This window comes from Streptomyces sp. NBC_01232, from assembly GCF_035989885.1.
GTDB lineage: Bacteria > Actinomycetota > Actinomycetes > Streptomycetales > Streptomycetaceae > Streptomyces.
This window is the reverse complement of record NZ_CP108518.1, coordinates 507,350-521,347: the sequence shown is the minus strand read 5'-3', so window position 1 is coordinate 521,347 and position 13,998 is coordinate 507,350. Positions and strand designations below refer to the sequence as shown.

Annotated in this window: 15 protein-coding genes; 5 read left to right on the top strand and 10 right to left on the bottom strand. The window is 72.2% G+C overall.

Annotation, left to right across the window (positions count from 1 at the left end; genetic code table 11):
• The first annotated feature begins 53 nt into the window (after positions 1–53).
• Complete coding sequence (locus OG444_RS02550) at positions 54–698, top strand: ATP-binding protein (protein WP_327260511.1); 645 nt, start codon at positions 54–56, stop codon at positions 696–698.
• 100 nt (positions 699–798) lie between these two features.
• Here the strand turns inward: OG444_RS02550 and OG444_RS02545 are convergent, their stop codons facing one another.
• The 4 genes from OG444_RS02545 to OG444_RS02530 all read right to left on the bottom strand — a co-directional run bounded on the left by OG444_RS02545 (position 799) and on the right by OG444_RS02530 (position 4,594).
• Positions 799–1,545, bottom strand: a complete 747-nt coding sequence (locus OG444_RS02545) for a dienelactone hydrolase family protein (protein WP_327260510.1) — start codon at positions 1,543–1,545, stop codon at positions 799–801.
• A 243-nt stretch (positions 1,546–1,788) separates the two neighbouring features.
• Positions 1,789–3,075: a hypothetical protein gene (locus OG444_RS02540; RefSeq protein ID WP_327260509.1), complete on the bottom strand. Its 1,287-nt coding sequence runs from the start codon at positions 3,073–3,075 to the stop codon at positions 1,789–1,791.
• Positions 3,072–3,983 carry a hypothetical protein gene (locus OG444_RS02535; protein WP_327260508.1) on the bottom strand — a complete coding sequence of 304 codons (912 nt, stop codon included), beginning with the start codon at positions 3,981–3,983 and terminating at the stop codon, positions 3,072–3,074. Before OG444_RS02535 ends, OG444_RS02540 begins: the two co-directional genes overlap by 4 nt.
• Before the next feature lie 143 nt (positions 3,984–4,126).
• Positions 4,127–4,594 carry a hypothetical protein gene (locus OG444_RS02530; RefSeq protein ID WP_327260507.1) on the bottom strand — a complete coding sequence of 156 codons (468 nt, stop codon included), beginning with the start codon at positions 4,592–4,594 and terminating at the stop codon, positions 4,127–4,129.
• Between the two features lie 300 nt (positions 4,595–4,894).
• On the opposite strand from OG444_RS02530, the gene OG444_RS02525 reads away from it, so the two are divergent.
• Positions 4,895–5,083, top strand: coding sequence for a DUF6381 family protein (locus tag OG444_RS02525; RefSeq protein WP_327260506.1), 189 nt, complete (start codon positions 4,895–4,897; stop codon positions 5,081–5,083).
• Positions 5,084–5,146: 63 nt separating this feature from the next.
• Here OG444_RS02525 and OG444_RS02520 read toward each other — a convergent pair whose 3' ends face one another.
• From OG444_RS02520 to OG444_RS02495, 6 genes are all read right to left on the bottom strand, one after another.
• Positions 5,147–5,503, bottom strand: a complete 357-nt coding sequence (locus OG444_RS02520) for an STAS domain-containing protein (RefSeq protein ID WP_327260505.1) — start codon at positions 5,501–5,503, stop codon at positions 5,147–5,149.
• Between the two features lie 149 nt (positions 5,504–5,652).
• Complete coding sequence (locus OG444_RS02515) at positions 5,653–6,861, bottom strand: PP2C family protein-serine/threonine phosphatase (protein WP_327260504.1); 1,209 nt, start codon at positions 6,859–6,861, stop codon at positions 5,653–5,655.
• 156 nt (positions 6,862–7,017) lie between these two features.
• On the bottom strand, positions 7,018–7,239 hold the full coding sequence (locus OG444_RS02510; RefSeq protein ID WP_327260503.1) for a hypothetical protein: 222 nt from the start codon (positions 7,237–7,239) through the stop codon (positions 7,018–7,020).
• Between the two features lie 141 nt (positions 7,240–7,380).
• Positions 7,381–8,016 carry a hypothetical protein gene (locus OG444_RS02505; protein WP_327260502.1) on the bottom strand — a complete coding sequence of 212 codons (636 nt, stop codon included), beginning with the start codon at positions 8,014–8,016 and terminating at the stop codon, positions 7,381–7,383.
• A gap of 9 nt (positions 8,017–8,025) precedes the next feature.
• The gene (locus OG444_RS02500) at positions 8,026–8,544 is read right to left on the bottom strand and encodes a DUF5709 domain-containing protein (protein WP_327260501.1); all 519 of its coding nucleotides are present in this window, start codon (positions 8,542–8,544) and stop codon (positions 8,026–8,028) included.
• Between the two features lie 125 nt (positions 8,545–8,669).
• Entirely contained in the window at positions 8,670–11,372 is a 2,703-nt protein-coding gene (locus tag OG444_RS02495) for a SpoIIE family protein phosphatase (protein WP_327260500.1), read from the bottom strand.
• 288 nt (positions 11,373–11,660) lie between these two features.
• Between OG444_RS02495 and OG444_RS02490 the strand changes: the two genes are divergently transcribed.
• The 3 genes from OG444_RS02490 (at position 11,661) to OG444_RS02480 (ending at position 13,933) form a co-directional block, all read left to right on the top strand.
• The gene (locus tag OG444_RS02490) at positions 11,661–11,936 is read left to right on the top strand and encodes an isoamylase early set domain-containing protein (protein ID WP_327260499.1); all 276 of its coding nucleotides are present in this window, start codon (positions 11,661–11,663) and stop codon (positions 11,934–11,936) included.
• Positions 11,937–11,973: 37 nt separating this feature from the next.
• Positions 11,974–12,830 (top strand): IS5 family transposase gene (locus OG444_RS02485; protein ID WP_327260498.1). Its coding sequence is split into 2 segments (ribosomal slippage): positions 11,974–12,310 and positions 12,310–12,830, totalling 858 coding nucleotides; the frame shifts between segments, so codons are not numbered across the junction.
• A 713-nt stretch (positions 12,831–13,543) separates the two neighbouring features.
• Entirely contained in the window at positions 13,544–13,933 is a 390-nt protein-coding gene (locus OG444_RS02480) for a hypothetical protein (protein WP_030773773.1), read from the top strand.
• The last annotated feature ends 65 nt before the right edge of the window (positions 13,934–13,998 follow it).

Sequence of the window (13,998 nt, the reverse complement as noted above, 5' to 3'; positions counted from 1 at the left end):
CTGTCCGCAATCGGATCCGCGAACTGCTCGCCGGCTTCGCCGATACTGGTCGGATGGACGGATCAAGGGCTTCGTGGGTCAACACCACACATGACTGGGCCGACACCGTGGACGCGGACCATCTGGGCCGGATCCGCCGGGAACCGGGAGAGTTCGCTCCGGGCGGGCCGGGACACCTCGTGCTCGAGGTCGTCGCCTACGCCGCCGACGAGGCGGCGAGCAGGGGCGGGGGACGGTGCGTGGTCACGCTGCATGCGGACGGCTCCGTATCGGTGCAGGACGACGGGCGGGGCACCGACACCCGGGTGGACGAGCACGGCCGGGTGGTGAAGAAGCCGGTGATGGCCACCAAGGACCTCCGGTTCTTCGACCACCCGGAGGCGGAGCGGCTGCCGGACGGTCACCCGCGTCGAGGCATGTCCACCGTCGCAGCGCTCAGCGAGTGGCTGATCCACACCAACCGCCGCCTCAACGGATCCTGGAGCCGGCGCTATGAGCACGGCGTCCCGGTCACCGGACTGGAGTCCGTCGAGACGGACGGGACCACGGGCACCTGCGTCCGCTTCCTGCCGGCCGAGGGCCTGCGTTCGCACGGAGCGCTGACCGCGGATGATCCCGCGCGGTGGTCCGGACACTGGCCCGCCCTGACCGTCCGTATCGAGGACCTGCGTGGCGGAGCGGACCGGCCAAGTCGGTGACCTCAGCGCGTAGTACTTCCTGTGCCCGTGCAACTGGCGAGGATTTCGCGGCAGTTGCACGGGCGTCTGGATGTGTGGGGCCAGAAGCCCTGTAGCCGCCTCAGCCGGTGATCAGGGTGCCGCCGAGGAGGGGCAGCAAGTGGTCCCAATGGCGCTGCAGTGCACCGGCGTTGAAGGCATCCGTGTCGGACATGGTGAAGCCGTGGACGGTGCCGGGATAGATCTCGGAGGTGTGGACGACCCCTGCGGCATCCATCGCGTTGTTGAGCTCGTCGAGGGCCGCGGGCGTGATATCGGTCTCGGCGTGTCCCAGGTGGACCCGGGCGGTGAGCGTGGAGAGGAGACGGCGCAGGCCGTCGGGGCCGTCGGCGGCCACGGGGCAGTGGAATCCGGCAACGGCGGCCACCCGGCCGGGGTGCGCCGCGGCAGTGCGCATCGCCAGCAGGCCGCCTATGCAGTAGCCGGTCACCGCGACCGGTCCGGGACCGACCTCGGGCCTGCTGGTGAGGAACGTCAGGTACGCGTCGGCGTCGCTCAGGATGCGTTCGGCGGTGTGCGCCTCGATCATGGGCATCACCCGGGCGAAGATCGCGGGCCGGACCTCTGCCCCGATGTGCTCGGGAAGCTCGATCACCGGTGCCGGGCCGTGCCGGTAGAAGGGGTTGGGGACGAGTACGTAGTACCCGTGCCCGGCCAGTTCGCGGGCCATCTCCCGCAGCACGGGGCGGATGCCGAGGCCGTCCGGGTACATCAGCACCCCTGGGTGCTGCTCGCCGTGCTCGGGGAACGCGGCGAAGGCGTCGGCCTGGCCGTCCGCCGTGGGGATCGACAGCGTTGCGGTGGGCATGAGTTCTCCTGTCGTGGTGGATGTCTGCAGCCTGTGATCAACACGACGGAGGCGGAGCCCGCGCAGCCGCGCCGGCTCCTCGATCGGACAGGGAGCCCGTACCGGCCCCTACCGGGCTCAGAGGAGCACCGGGTCACCAGTCTGTGTGTGGCGCAAGGCCGTCCCGGGAGTCATCGCCGCCCAGCCTAGTTCGCGCAGCGATGCCGGCCAACACCCGCGAGCCCGAACCTGGTGGGTGCGCGGTCAGGAAGCAGTGGCCGGGGCGGAGAGCGACAGGACGTCGTCCGCGACCTTCGTCCGCTGTCCGGCCTCCTCGCGGTACAGGGAACCGGTGTTGCAGTAGGTGATGCCGTCGGTCCGCTCCACGGGGCCGTTGCAGTCGGGGACGACCAGCACCATCCTGATGTCGCGGTCCAAGGGGCGCACCACGGTCGCCGGTTGGTCGCCCGCGCTCACCCACCGGTCGCCGTCCAGCCGGAACAGCGTGGCCGGGCGGTGCGGCCGCTTCCTGCCGTCCTGCGAATCCCGGCTCTTGTCGCAGGTCCAGGCGGAGATGGTGGCGTACAGATGCCGGTCGGGTCCCCACCACAGGTCACTCACGTCGATCCCGCCGGTGACGCCGTCGATGTAGCCGGGCGGCAGAGCGGCAGACTGGTCGCTGCCGCCGACCTCGCCCTTCGGTCCGAGGACGTGGATGGGGAAGGGGGCGGTGCAGCCGCCGGGGTTGTGGCGGGCCGCCACCGCGATCCGCTCGCCGCCCCCGACGGCGGCGAGCGCGGCCGGCATGTAGGCGTTGGAGTCGAAGCGCGGATAGACGGTGATCCCGGCGGTGTTGAGGTCGTTCAGGCGCAGCTCCATCCCGGGGTCGCCGCCGGACATCTCGTACTGCCCGGTGAGCACGTGCGTGGGGGTGGAGCCGAGGAGCTGCGGCTGCCAGTAGCTGCCGTTGTCGAGCTCGGTCCGCGGGGCGGTGGGGCGGTCCAGGTCGATGCGGAACGCGCTGGTGGGGCCGGGCTCGTAGGACAGGACCATGACGTCGTGGTCGCCCACCGGGGCGAGGTCGTGGCAGCCGGGGCAGGACAGCCTGCGCACCTCGCCGGTCCGGGCGTCGACGGTGATCAGCCGGGTGTCGTCGCGCCGGTCGAGCAGCTCGTCGTCGGAGAAGAACGCCACCCGGTGGCCGTCGTGGGTCCACACCACCTTGTTCCGATGCGGGTCGGCAAGGTCGAAGACCCGCGGGACACGGGTCGGCGGCCGGTCACCGCGCACGAGGACCAGTTCCTGCTCGGTGGTGTACGCGTACGGTGTCCCGCCCGCGGGTGCGGCCGTGGGTCCGGCCGTGGCTCCGTTCGACGAGGCCTGGGACGGCCGGCCGTCTGCGGTTCCGCCCTTTCCTTCCCCGGCTCCGCCGCCTGCGCCGCTCCCGTCCGTGGCCCGGGTGATCAGCAGGGTGGCGGCGACGGCGACGGCCAGGACGAGCACCACGAGGGCGGCGAACCGGCCCACAGCGATCCCGCGCGGCCCGGTCATCGGTCCGCTCCCTTCGCGGCCGCGGCGGCCGGGTCGGCGGGGTGCCAGCCGTCGCGGTCCTGCGCGTAGGCCGCGCGGTATCCGGCGGGCGGGCGGCTGCCCTGGGCGGCCGGGGCGGCGGCGGTCAGCTCGAAGGGCTTTCCCTGCCGGTCGATCTGCTGGGTGAGAACCCCGTCCCTGGTGGCCACCACCAGTTCCAGGGTGAACGAACAGCGGTGGCGGGCGCTGATGACACCGACGCTGAGGGTCTCCCGTTCGCCCGGCTCGAGGGTGAGGGTCTGCTCGTCGAAGTAGTTGCGCTCCGTCCACTTCAGGCCCGCGCCGGTGCGGGCCCGCAGCTGCGGATACGGGTCGGCCGCGTCGAGGTCGAAACCGATCGCCACCGTGTCGCCGCCGCCCTGTGAGTGCCCCTCGAAGTGCGTGCCGTCCAGGGGCGGTCCGCACTTCTTGTGCACGTTGATGTCGGTGACCTGGACCTCCTCCGCCGCGTTGCCGCGCAGGGCCACGGTGATGGTGCCGGACTCGGTCACCACCGCGCCGTGCCGGTCGTACCAGGAGGCGAACGCCGCCGAGTCGGGCACGATCCCGGAGCCGAAACGCGCCAGCTCGGCCTCGCTCATCCGCAGGGCGTCCGGCAGCGCGAAGTCCCGTCCCGGCAGGTCGCTCACCGGCCCGGTGACGGAGGCGACCAGCACGGGCGGACTCCCGGACGGGGCGGGGCGGGGCCGGGTGTCCGCCGGGGGCCGGGCCGTGTCGACGTCGCCGTCCGCGTCGCGGCTCTGCCACCACAGGGTGCCGCCGACGGCAGTACCGGCGGCCAGCAGCAGGCAGAGCACGGCGGCGAGCGGGCCGACGGCACGGCCGCCGCGGTCGGTGCTGAGGTGGAAGACGTTGTGCGCCGAGCCCACCGCGAGCCCCCCGTTGCCGGAGGCGTGCGCGCTGCCAGGTGTCCGGCCGGCGCCTCCCAAGACGCCTGAAGTGCTGGGCGTACGGGGGGCGTCGGGATGGTCAGGGGCATCGCCGGCGGGGGTGCCGCCGGAGGCCGGTCCGGTCAGCCCTCGGGCCGGACCGGCGGGGGAGGGGGGCTGAAAGTGACGTTCCCGTTGATCAGGCCCGCGGCGAGCGAGCCCTGCTCGGCGTGGACGCGGATGTCGCCCCGGACGTTCTGGTCACCGCCGGGGGCCGGTGCAGGCGCCGTCTCCCCGGCCACCAGCCCGCTCAGCTCACGGGCGGCGTCCTCGCGATCGGGTCCGTCCAGCTGCTCCAGAGCGGCGGCCACCCGGTCCCGCCAGGTCGCACCGCAGTGTTCCAGCTCGGTGCCGGTCGGCGTACCGGCCTCCAGCAGCCGGTCGGCGCTGCTGTCCAGCTCGCCGAGCACGCTCTCCTCGAGCCGGGCGTCGCCCCGGCCGAACCAGCCGGCGAGCCGGGCGCGCAGGCCCTCCCAGGCGTCGGTGCCCGCGGCGGTCGCCACCGCGGCACCCGCCGCGGCTGCGAGCGTCAGCAGTTCATCGGTCAGCATGGTGCGGTCCCTCCTGCCCCGTGACCGGGCCCGGTCACAGGGGCCCGCTGCCGCCGGGCGCCGGGACGCGGCCCCGGCCCCCTCGTACGTCGGCATACGCACCGTAACCGGCCGGGCCCGCGCCGTCAGGGAAACGCCCGCATAGGCAAGGCCGCCAGTGCTGCAGTGTGTTGGCGACGGGCACCCGGGGACGCAGCCGGCATCGGGGCCGCGGGGGCCGCGTGTCGCACGGCGCCACGGCGAATGCCCTTCGCATGCTGGGGTAGGGGGGATCCCATCAGCCCGACCGAGGAGGTCGAAGTGAGTATCGAGGACGCGTCCGCCAAGCGAGCTCAGGAGATGCGCGACAAGGCCCAGCAGCTGGAGCAGTCCGCCCAGCACGCCACCGATCCCGCAGAACGGCAGCGGCTGACGGAGAAGGCGCTGCACATCCGCGAGAAGAGCGAGCAGATGTACGGCCCGGGCGCCGGCAGCATGGACCCCATGTAGCCCACCGCCGTGCGGCCCGCCGGCCCGACTCCATGCCGGGCCGGCGGGCCGGGGCGGAAACCGCTACGCCGCCGCGCCCACCGTGGCCGACAGGGCGGTGACGGCCAGGGGGAGTGTGGCGTGGACGTCCGGAGCCTGGGCTCCGGCGCCGGTCCCCAGGGTCCGGCGGGCGTCCGCGCTGGCGGTGACCACGGCCGATGCCGTGCCCGCGTCGCGGCACATCCGCAACGCCCGTACGACGGTGCTCACGCCCGCAGGACTCAGCGCGGCGTCGGTCAGTTCGAGCACGACGGGTGAGGACCGGTGGGCGGCCAGCACGCGGTCGATCGCGCACGCGGTCGTGGCCCGCCTGCCGATGTCGAGGTCGGCCTGCAGTCGGATGATCAGCACACCTCGGTCGGTCACCTTGACGGGCAGCACGGACACTCCTTCTCTACGCGACGCACACCTTCTCTGTACCGGCCGCCTGCCCGGTTCCCGCCGTTGTATGCGCACGAAAGGCCGATCCGGCCTCCGGGCGCCGCCCGCCGCACCCCTGTGACGACGTGCGGTGAAGGGCTCGGGACGGGTCAGGACGGGGGGTGCCATTCCGTGAGGAGGATGGTCGCGTCGTCGCTGAGGCGGTGCTGCTGGTGGGTGAGCAGGTTCTGGAGGAGGCGGCGCAGTGCTTCCGGGCCGGTGTCTCCCGAGGCGGTGGAGCGGATGACGAAATCGGCGAGGCGTTCCTCGCCGAAAAAGGTCCCGTCGGGGGAGTGGGCCTCGGTGATGCCGTCGCTGTAGATCAGGACGCGGTCGCCGGGCTGGAGCCGGACGTGCTGGTGCGGCGGCGCGTCGGGTGTGTGATGGCCGAAGCCCAGGGGGAGGTGGGCGGGCCGTTCGAGGGCCTGGTGCACGACGTGGCCGTCACGGATCAGGAGCGGCGGCGGATGACCGCAGTTGATCCAGGTGAAGTCACCGTGGACGGTGTCGAGTTCGGCGAAGACGGCGGTCATCAGCCGGTCGGGGATCCATTCCATCAGGGTCCGGTCGATGGTGGAGACGATCTCGCGGAGATCTCCCCCGGAGCGGCGGGTGGCGCGGCAGGCGGCCAGGGCGGCGGCGCTGGCGTTCCCGGAGGCGAGGTCGTGGCCCATCGCGTCCACCAGCGTCAGGTGCAGGACCTCGTTGATGAAGGTGTGGTCGAAGGCGTCGCCCCCGATGTCGTACGCGGGCTCCAGCACCGCGGAGGACGTGGCCCGGTCGGTGCCGATGGTCCGAGGCGGCAGGAACGCCCACAGCAGTTCCGCCTGCACGGTCATCGGGCGCGTCCGCTCGCGCTGCACGAGCACGTCGTGGTGGGAGGACTTGGAGACCACCAGCAGTGCGGCCAGACTCGCCAGGGCCCGGCCCGCACCCGCCGGGCCGGCGGCGGCGCGGCCGCCGGCAGCCTGCATCACGCCGATCCGCTCGATGCCGTCGACCATCGGGAACCACGTGGTGTCCTCCGCGCGGGACGACTGGACCTGCTGGGTCCGGTAGGCCAGACCGGCGAGTGACCCGTCGATACCGAAGCCGTCCCGTTCCTCGGCCGCGAGGTCGGGCTGGGGCAGCGGGATGAGCCGCTGCTGCTGTACGTCGGCCAGGTACAAGCGGCTCCGCCCGATTCCCAGCCGTCGCGCGGCCTCTGCGATCAGCCCCGCCAGCTGCACGGCGGACGCCCCGTGCGAGCGCTCGAGCACCCACGCCAGAACGGGCTCCAGCCCGTCCGGGACCGCCGGGGCGTTCTCGTCCGAGGTCACAGTCGGCGCCACTTCCTCTCGAACCACTCGCACCCCGATTCTCACCGGCCGATCGGGTGCCTGGTGCGTCCCATCCTCGTCGTCCCGCGCGTGCGGCACCGCGCGACACGACGGCCGGGCCCGTGGCCGTCCCGGCCACCGTGTCGCGCGGGCTGCTCACCACTCGGGATGGACGTCGTGACTGTCGTGGCGGATGCCGGACGAGGTGATCCACGGCCGGAAGCGGCCGGGACCGGATTCGTCGTGGGCATAGGTGACCGCCTCGAAGGTCTCGTCGGTGACGATCACGGCCCCGGCGCGCTGAGCACTGCGCAGGGCGTGCGTCCAGTGACGACCGCGGTGGCCGGTGCGGTAGTCGGGGATCTTGCACTGGGACATTGGGTATCACCCCCGGGATACGACCTGGTCCGGCTGGTACTGGAAAACGCATATACCCCGATGTGTGCATGCTGAACGCGCATGCCTGGGGTTGGTGCGGGACCGGCCCGGCCCGGGGCGTGCGAGGCGGGGCGGGGCGTGTCACCGCCGGACCGCAGGAGCGGCGCGTTCGACCGTGGAGACGACCCGCACCAGTGCCGGCGCGGCGGGCGCCGACGCGAATCCGAACCGCACGGGCGGCACCACCGGAGCGAGCCGGCCGAGGTCGGTCCCCTCGAAGGACGCCGCGGCCGAGGTGATCGGGCGGAGGTCGCGGGCCGCGTACCACTGGCGCCATCCGGGGCGCGAGCTGCCCCGGGTCCGGACGCCGAGCACCAGGCGCGCGGGCCAGCTGGCCACAGCGGCCCACCCCGGCCGACGGGCGAGGGGCCGGGGTACGGCCCGCAGGGCGAGGCCGAGCGCTCCGCGTCGTCCGACGTCGAAGCGCAGGACCAGGTCCGCGGCGACGACGTCCCACACGGAGCCGCGGCGGTGCACGCTCACCGGCCCCGTCCGGACCTCGTCGAAGTGGTAGACGTCCGCGATGTACCCGGCCGTACGGGAGGTGGGCGCCAGCAGGATGCGGTGCCCGTCGGCGCGCTCCAGCATGACGTCGCTGAACGGCCCGAAGGGCGAACGGGGCCAGTGGCCCACCACCAGGCGGGTTCCGGACAGCGTCCCGACGGCGGCGATCCAGCCGTCGAAGGTCAGCCGTTCACGTCCGTTCGGACGTCCCATCGAAGGGTCCTACGCGTCCGGCTCCTCCTCGCCGGGCTCCTCGTCCGGCTCCCCGTACGATTCCTCGTCCGTTTCCTCCTGCACGATGTGCATCGCGGCTTCCTCGGCCGACGCGGCCCCCGCGTCGATGCCGTGGTCCTCCGCGATGAGCTCCTTGGTCACGTCGGCGTGCGCACCCTCGTCCGGAGCGGTCAGGCGGCCCGCGCGCTCCGTGCCGACCTCCGCGTCCCTGAGCTCGCCCTCGCCCCCGGGCAGATCCCCCAGACCGTCGCCCGGGTCCGGGCCGACCTCCGGGACCTCCTGCGCCAGGCGCTGGTCCAGCGTCTCGCCCTCGCGCTGCTCCGCAGCCGTCGTACCGTGCTTCGTCACCCCGAGCGGCTTCTCCGGAGGGGAGTAGCCCTCGTCCAGCATCTCGTCGTAAGTGCGCTCGTCCACGGCGTTCTGGAGATCCAGCGGCGCCGCGTCCTCCTGCTCCTCGCTGTCGCCGGTGGGCTGGTACACGTCATCCGCCATCGGATCGTCACTCATGGCACTCCTCGTCACACATGACCGCTGATCGATTTCTTCCTCAACGGTATGATCTGCACCTTTCCCGCCCCGGGCGTTTCACGCACACCGGGGCCCGTGTTCCGCGACGCGCAGTCGCCGCCCGCTCACGGTCCCTCCGTCGGCGGCACGGCTTGTTCGGCCCAGATGGTCTTTCCGTCGGCCGTGTAGCGCGTCCCCCACCGGTAGGCCATCTGGGCGATCAGGAAGAGGCCCCGGCCGCCCTCCTCGTCGGTGGCGGCGTGGCGCAGGTGCGGTGAGGTGTGGCCGGTGTCGGAGACCTCGCAGATGAGGTTCTCGTCACGGATCAGCCGGACGTGGACGGGGCCGTCGGTGTAACGGATGGCGTTGGTGACCAGTTCACTGACGATCAGCTCGGTGACGAACGCGTGCTCGTCGAGCCCCCAGGCGCTCAGCTGCCCGGTGACGGCGGCACGGGCGGCGCCGACCATCGCCGGGTCGGCCTCCAGCTCCCAGTCGGCCACGTGGCGCTCGTCGAGCATCCGCGTGCGGACCAGGAGCATGGCCACGTCGTTGTCCACGGGCCCGGGCAGCAGCCTCGCCAGTGCGAGGTCGCACAGCTCCTCCAGCGGGCGCCGGTGCTGGGCGAGGGTCTCGGCGAGGCGGCCGAGGGCCACGTCGGGGTCGTGGCCGACGGAGTGCGTCAGACCGTCGGTGAAGAGGGCGATCAGGCTGCCGGGCGGCAGCTGCATTTCGACGCTCTGGAAGGACTGGCCCCCCAGGCCGAGCGGCGGGCCGGGCGGCAGGTCCGGAAAGGAGACCGTGCCGGTGGCGGCGTCCACCACCGCGGGCGGCCAGCTGCCCGCCCGTGCCATGGTGCACCGACCCGACACCGGGTCGTACACGGCGTACAGGCAGGCCACCGGGGCGACGCCGGAGAGCGGGCCGCCGGTGCCGGATCGTGCTCCGTCCTCACCGAGCTCGCCACCGCGCTCTCCCGCGAGCCCCCTGCCGGGTTTCCCGCCGAGCTCTCCCGCCCACTCCGAGGAGGTCTGGCGGGCCACGTCGTCCAGGTGGGAGAGGAGCTCGTCCGGAGGCAGGTCCATGCGGGCGAGGACGCGCACGCTCGTGCGCAGGAGGCCCATGGCGGCAGCGGCGTGCAGCCCGTGCCCGCGCACGTTTCCGACCACCAGGGCGACGCGCGTACCCGACAAGGGGACGACGTCGAACCAGTCACCGCCGACTCCGGACCGGCTGTCGGCCGGCACGTAGCGGCTCGCCGCCTCGACGGCCGTCTGCGGCGCGAGTCTGCGCGGCAGCAGCCTCCGCTGGAGCCCCAGCGCCGCGGTGTGCTCGCGGGTGACGACCAGCATGAGCACGACGCCGATGAGGAGGGCTCCCAGCCCCACCACGGCCACCCCGCCCGTCGGCCCGAACAAGGGGAGGTCGATGGAGGTCGCACCGTAGGCGGGGTCGGCGTAGACGTGGAAGCCCGCGTAGCAGAACACCGAGAGCATCGTCAGGCCGCCCAGGCCCGGCAGCAGGCCCTTGCACACGAAGTCCTTCGCGCTGCGCCTGAGCACCTTGCGGTAGTACCAGACGCAGGCGAAGCCGGTGAGGCCGTAGTAGAAGGCGATCGCGAGGCCGACCGACTCGATGGAGTCGGACAGTACGTTGCGGCTGGTCAGCGACAGCAGGACGTAGAACGCGATCGACACCAGGCCCATGCCCACCGTCGACCAGGTCGGGGTCAGGTACTTGCGGTGGACGCGGGCGAAACCGGCGGGGACCGCCTTGTGGGCGGCCATCGAGAAGACGGTCCGGGCCAGGGGCAGGATCGTGGTCTGGGTGGAGGCCGCCGCGGAAGTGAGCACCATGAAGATCAGCAGTCCGGTGAGGAACCGGCCGATTCCCTCGTCGCCGAAGACCGCGCTGCCGAGGTCGGAGAGCACGTCATCGGCGTTGTCCGTGTTGGCGAGGCCGATGCCCCCCGTTCCGACGCCCGCGAAGGCCTGCGCCGAGGTGGCGACCGCGACGTAGATGACCAGCAGCAGGACGGTGGAGAGGACCGCGGCCCGCCCGGGGATGTGCGTGCTGTCGGCGGTCTCCTCGTTGACCGTGACGGCGGTGTCCCAGCCCCAGTAGATGAAGACGGCGGCCAGCAGCCCCGCGGTGAACGCCTCGGCGCTGGGCACGAGCAGGGGATTGAACCAGGAGGCGGAGACCCGGATCGCGGTCGCCGGCGGATCCGTGTAGACCCTGGCCATGGCGGTGACGGCGAAGAGGACCAGTACGACCACCTCGACCGTCAGGAGCGCGCGCTGCAGGGCGGCGGAGATCTCGATGCCGACGTACGAGACGGCGGTCATCACGACGATCCACAGCACCCCCGCGATGGTGACCCACAGCCTGCTCTCCGCCAGCGACTCGTATCCGAACAGGCGGTACGTGTAGATGCCGGCGATCTCCGCGAGGTTCGCCATGACGATGACGTCGGCGACGATGATTCCCCAGCCGCCCATCCACCCGATGCGGGGGCCGAAGGCCCGGGTCGCCCAGGTGAAGGTGGTTCCGCAGTCCGCGTCGCCGGCGTTGAGCTCCCGGTAGGCGTAGGCGATCAGCAGCATCGGGATGAAGGCCAGCATGGTGATGACCGGGGCCTGGGGGCCGACCCGCGACACGATGAGGCCGAGCGTGGCCGCCAGGCTGTAGGCGGGGGCGGTGGACGCCACGCCGATGGCCACGGAGGAGGCCAGGCCCAGGGCGCCGGCCTTGAGGCCCTTCTTCCCGGCACCGGGACCCGCGGTGACCGGAGCCGCTTCCTCCACGTAACCACTGGGCGGCGTCACAGCCGAATCACCGTCTTCCTCAGCCGTCCACGGGCCCCGACACGGCATCTTCCCTCAGCGCGGGAGGCTGCCGGATCCGACATGCCGCGCGGCGCGACTTCCCCGTGGCCGGTGCCCGAGGACGCCGGCCGGCTCCAGGGGGCACCGCAGGCGCGATGCGTGCGGGCTGCACACAATGCGGTGGGCGGGTGATGCCGCGACCCGGGCAGCGGCGTCTGCACGCTCTGCGGGCTTCCGCCGCCGAGGATGTGCCCGTAGCCCTCCCTTCACCGTCTTTGGAGTCACCACATGCTGGAGCGCACGCTGAAGAAGGACCGCACCAGGGTCACCTTCGTCCTCCCGGCCGACACACCGCCCGGCCCCGTCAGCGTGGTGGGCGACTTCAACGACTGGCAGCCCGGAGTTCACACGCTCCAGCCGCGCAAGGACGGCAAGCGTGCCGTCACGGTCGAGCTGCCCAGCAGGAGCAGCCATTCCTTCCGGTACCTGGCGGCAGGTGACTACTGGTTCAACGAGGAAGCCGCCGGTGACCAGGACGGACCCAACAGCCGCCTCCACACCTAGCGCGTGTCTCTTTGATGGGTTGGTCAGTTGATCGGATGTGTCTGTCCGATTAGTGATCACTGATGCGATGTGGGACCGGATCGAGCCGCTGATGCCAGCCGATCCGGTCCGTGGACGACGGTGGGCCGACCACCGCCGCACTCTGGAAGCCATCACCTGGAAATACCGCACCAACTCGCCCTGGCGGGACCTGCCCGGCGAGCTCGGTCCGTTCCAGACCGCGCACAAACGGCTGGTCAGATGGGCTGTCGACGGCACCTGGGAACGGATCCTTACGTCCATCCTGGCCGCGGCGGACGCCAACGACGACATCGACTGGACCGTCTCCGTCGACTCGACCATCGTCCGGGCCCACCAGCACGCCGCCGGAGCACTCAAAAAGGGGCGGCGGGGCGCCGGGAGCCGGCCGATCATGCACTCGGACGCACCCGCGGAGGCCTGAGCACCAAGGTCCACCTGGCGGCCGACGGCCGGGCCCGTCCCCTGGCCTTCACCGTCACTGCAGGCCAGGCCGGTGACGCACCTGCCTTCGAGACGGTGATGGCCCTCATCCGCGTACCTCGCACCGGACCCGGCAGGCCCCGGACCAGGCCCGACGCTGTTCTGGCCGACCGCGCCTACTCCTCACGCGCCATCCGGGCCCACCTGCGCCGCCGGGGCATCCGCGCGGTCATCCCTCAGCCGTCCGACCAGATCGGCCACCGCCAACGACGAGGCAGCCATGGCGGCCGCCCACCCTGCTTCGACCGCGACCCGCCGGGGCGGCGCGTTCGGGTGCCTGGTGGAGGTGGCCGGGCCGCAGGCCGGCCAGGTGGGGGCGGTCGGACCGGCCGTCGCACTCGGCGCAGGCAGTTCTCGTGGCTGGTGACCCTCACGACGCCTCCAGCGCGGTGAGGGCCGTACGGGCCCGCTCCAGGCGCTGGCCTGCTACGTCAGCTCCGGCGCCCGCGCCAGCGAAAATTTGCGACCAGTGCCGTCGCCGCCGGGGGCGTTGTCCATGGCTTCGGCCACGGCGTGCGGGTCGGCCGGTACCCGGGGTGCGAGGTGGCCGGTCGGGTCGGAAGGCTCCGGTCTCGATGACGGTGCCCTCAACGTGCGCGGTGGAGCGCATCTGCGCAGGCCGGCGGCAATCTCCTCGGCCCGGTACTCGTGCTCGTACGGGCCGATCCGTACCGGGTCCAGGTCCGGCCGGTGGAGGATGACCGCGTGGCCGACCGGGTCGGTGTAGCGGACGGGCCGTCCGAGCTGGTAGGCGTAGGCGATCTCGGCGCGGGCGGAGTCGCCGATGTATCCGCCGGTAACCGCCTGAGTTCGCGAATACTGCCTCGGCGCCCCGAACCTGGGCGTTCGTCGCGTGTCGGTTGGCGATCATCGTCGTTCGTTCATCCAGCAGGCAGGGCAAATGTCGCCGCCATCTCGGGTCCGGTGCCATTGGCTGCGGGTTGCGCCACGTCCAGGACCAGCTCACCACCTAGCCCCACCGCCCGGTGTGCCGGCGCCTCCACCTGGACAGTGGTCGTAGCCGGCCCGGCTCCCGCCTCGGATACCGTGTTCCTCTACGGGGTGCCACAACGGATGTGACGCCCCCCACCGGAGGTAGTCAGCGTATGAGTTCAAAGCGCAGCAAGAATCCAGCCCTGCCCGTACTTGACGACGCATTCCGACTCACGTCGGTCAAGGACGCCGAAGAGTCCACCCGTGACTTGGCCGCGCGGCTGGCCACCACCGAGCTGCGCCGCGTTTCCCACCCGGGCCGGGTCACCTGGGAGCCCACCGATCAGGCCGAGCCCGTACCGGTCCCGCCGACTGTGGTCGACGGTGACGGGGACCTGTGGCTACGGGACCGGGGCACTGGCACCTGGACCATGCCCGAGTTCAACCCGAAGGAGTTCCCGGCCCGCTGTGGCGAGGTTCTGACGTGGAACCAGCTTGCCCGCGAGTTCGGCCCGCTTACCGCACTGGCCGACGACCGCCGCATCGGCGGCGGCCGGCGCTGACCGCGCAGCCTTCCGGGATGGCCGCGCCCCTGAAGCGCCCGATACGGGTAGCTGGGAGCTCCAGC

What these genes read in the sequence shown, in the direction of transcription:
- OG444_RS02505 (WP_327260502.1), bottom strand. Translation starts at nt 8,016, where the DNA reads ATGGGACGTCCGAACGGACGTGAACGGCTGACCTTCGACGGCTGGATC.
- OG444_RS02500 (WP_327260501.1), bottom strand. Translation starts at nt 8,544, where the DNA reads ATGAGTGACGATCCGATGGCGGATGACGTGTACCAGCCCACCGGCGAC.
- OG444_RS02480 (WP_030773773.1), top strand. Translation starts at nt 13,544, where the DNA reads ATGAGTTCAAAGCGCAGCAAGAATCCAGCCCTGCCCGTACTTGACGAC.
- OG444_RS02540 (WP_327260509.1), bottom strand. Translation starts at nt 3,075, where the DNA reads ATGACCGGGCCGCGCGGGATCGCTGTGGGCCGGTTCGCCGCCCTCGTG.
- OG444_RS02510 (WP_327260503.1), bottom strand. Translation starts at nt 7,239, where the DNA reads ATGTCCCAGTGCAAGATCCCCGACTACCGCACCGGCCACCGCGGTCGT.
- OG444_RS02530 (WP_327260507.1), bottom strand. Translation starts at nt 4,594, where the DNA reads ATGCTGACCGATGAACTGCTGACGCTCGCAGCCGCGGCGGGTGCCGCG.
- OG444_RS02550 (WP_327260511.1), top strand. Translation starts at nt 54, where the DNA reads ATGGACGGATCAAGGGCTTCGTGGGTCAACACCACACATGACTGGGCC.
- OG444_RS02490 (WP_327260499.1), top strand. Translation starts at nt 11,661, where the DNA reads ATGCTGGAGCGCACGCTGAAGAAGGACCGCACCAGGGTCACCTTCGTC.
- OG444_RS02545 (WP_327260510.1), bottom strand. Translation starts at nt 1,545, where the DNA reads ATGCCCACCGCAACGCTGTCGATCCCCACGGCGGACGGCCAGGCCGAC.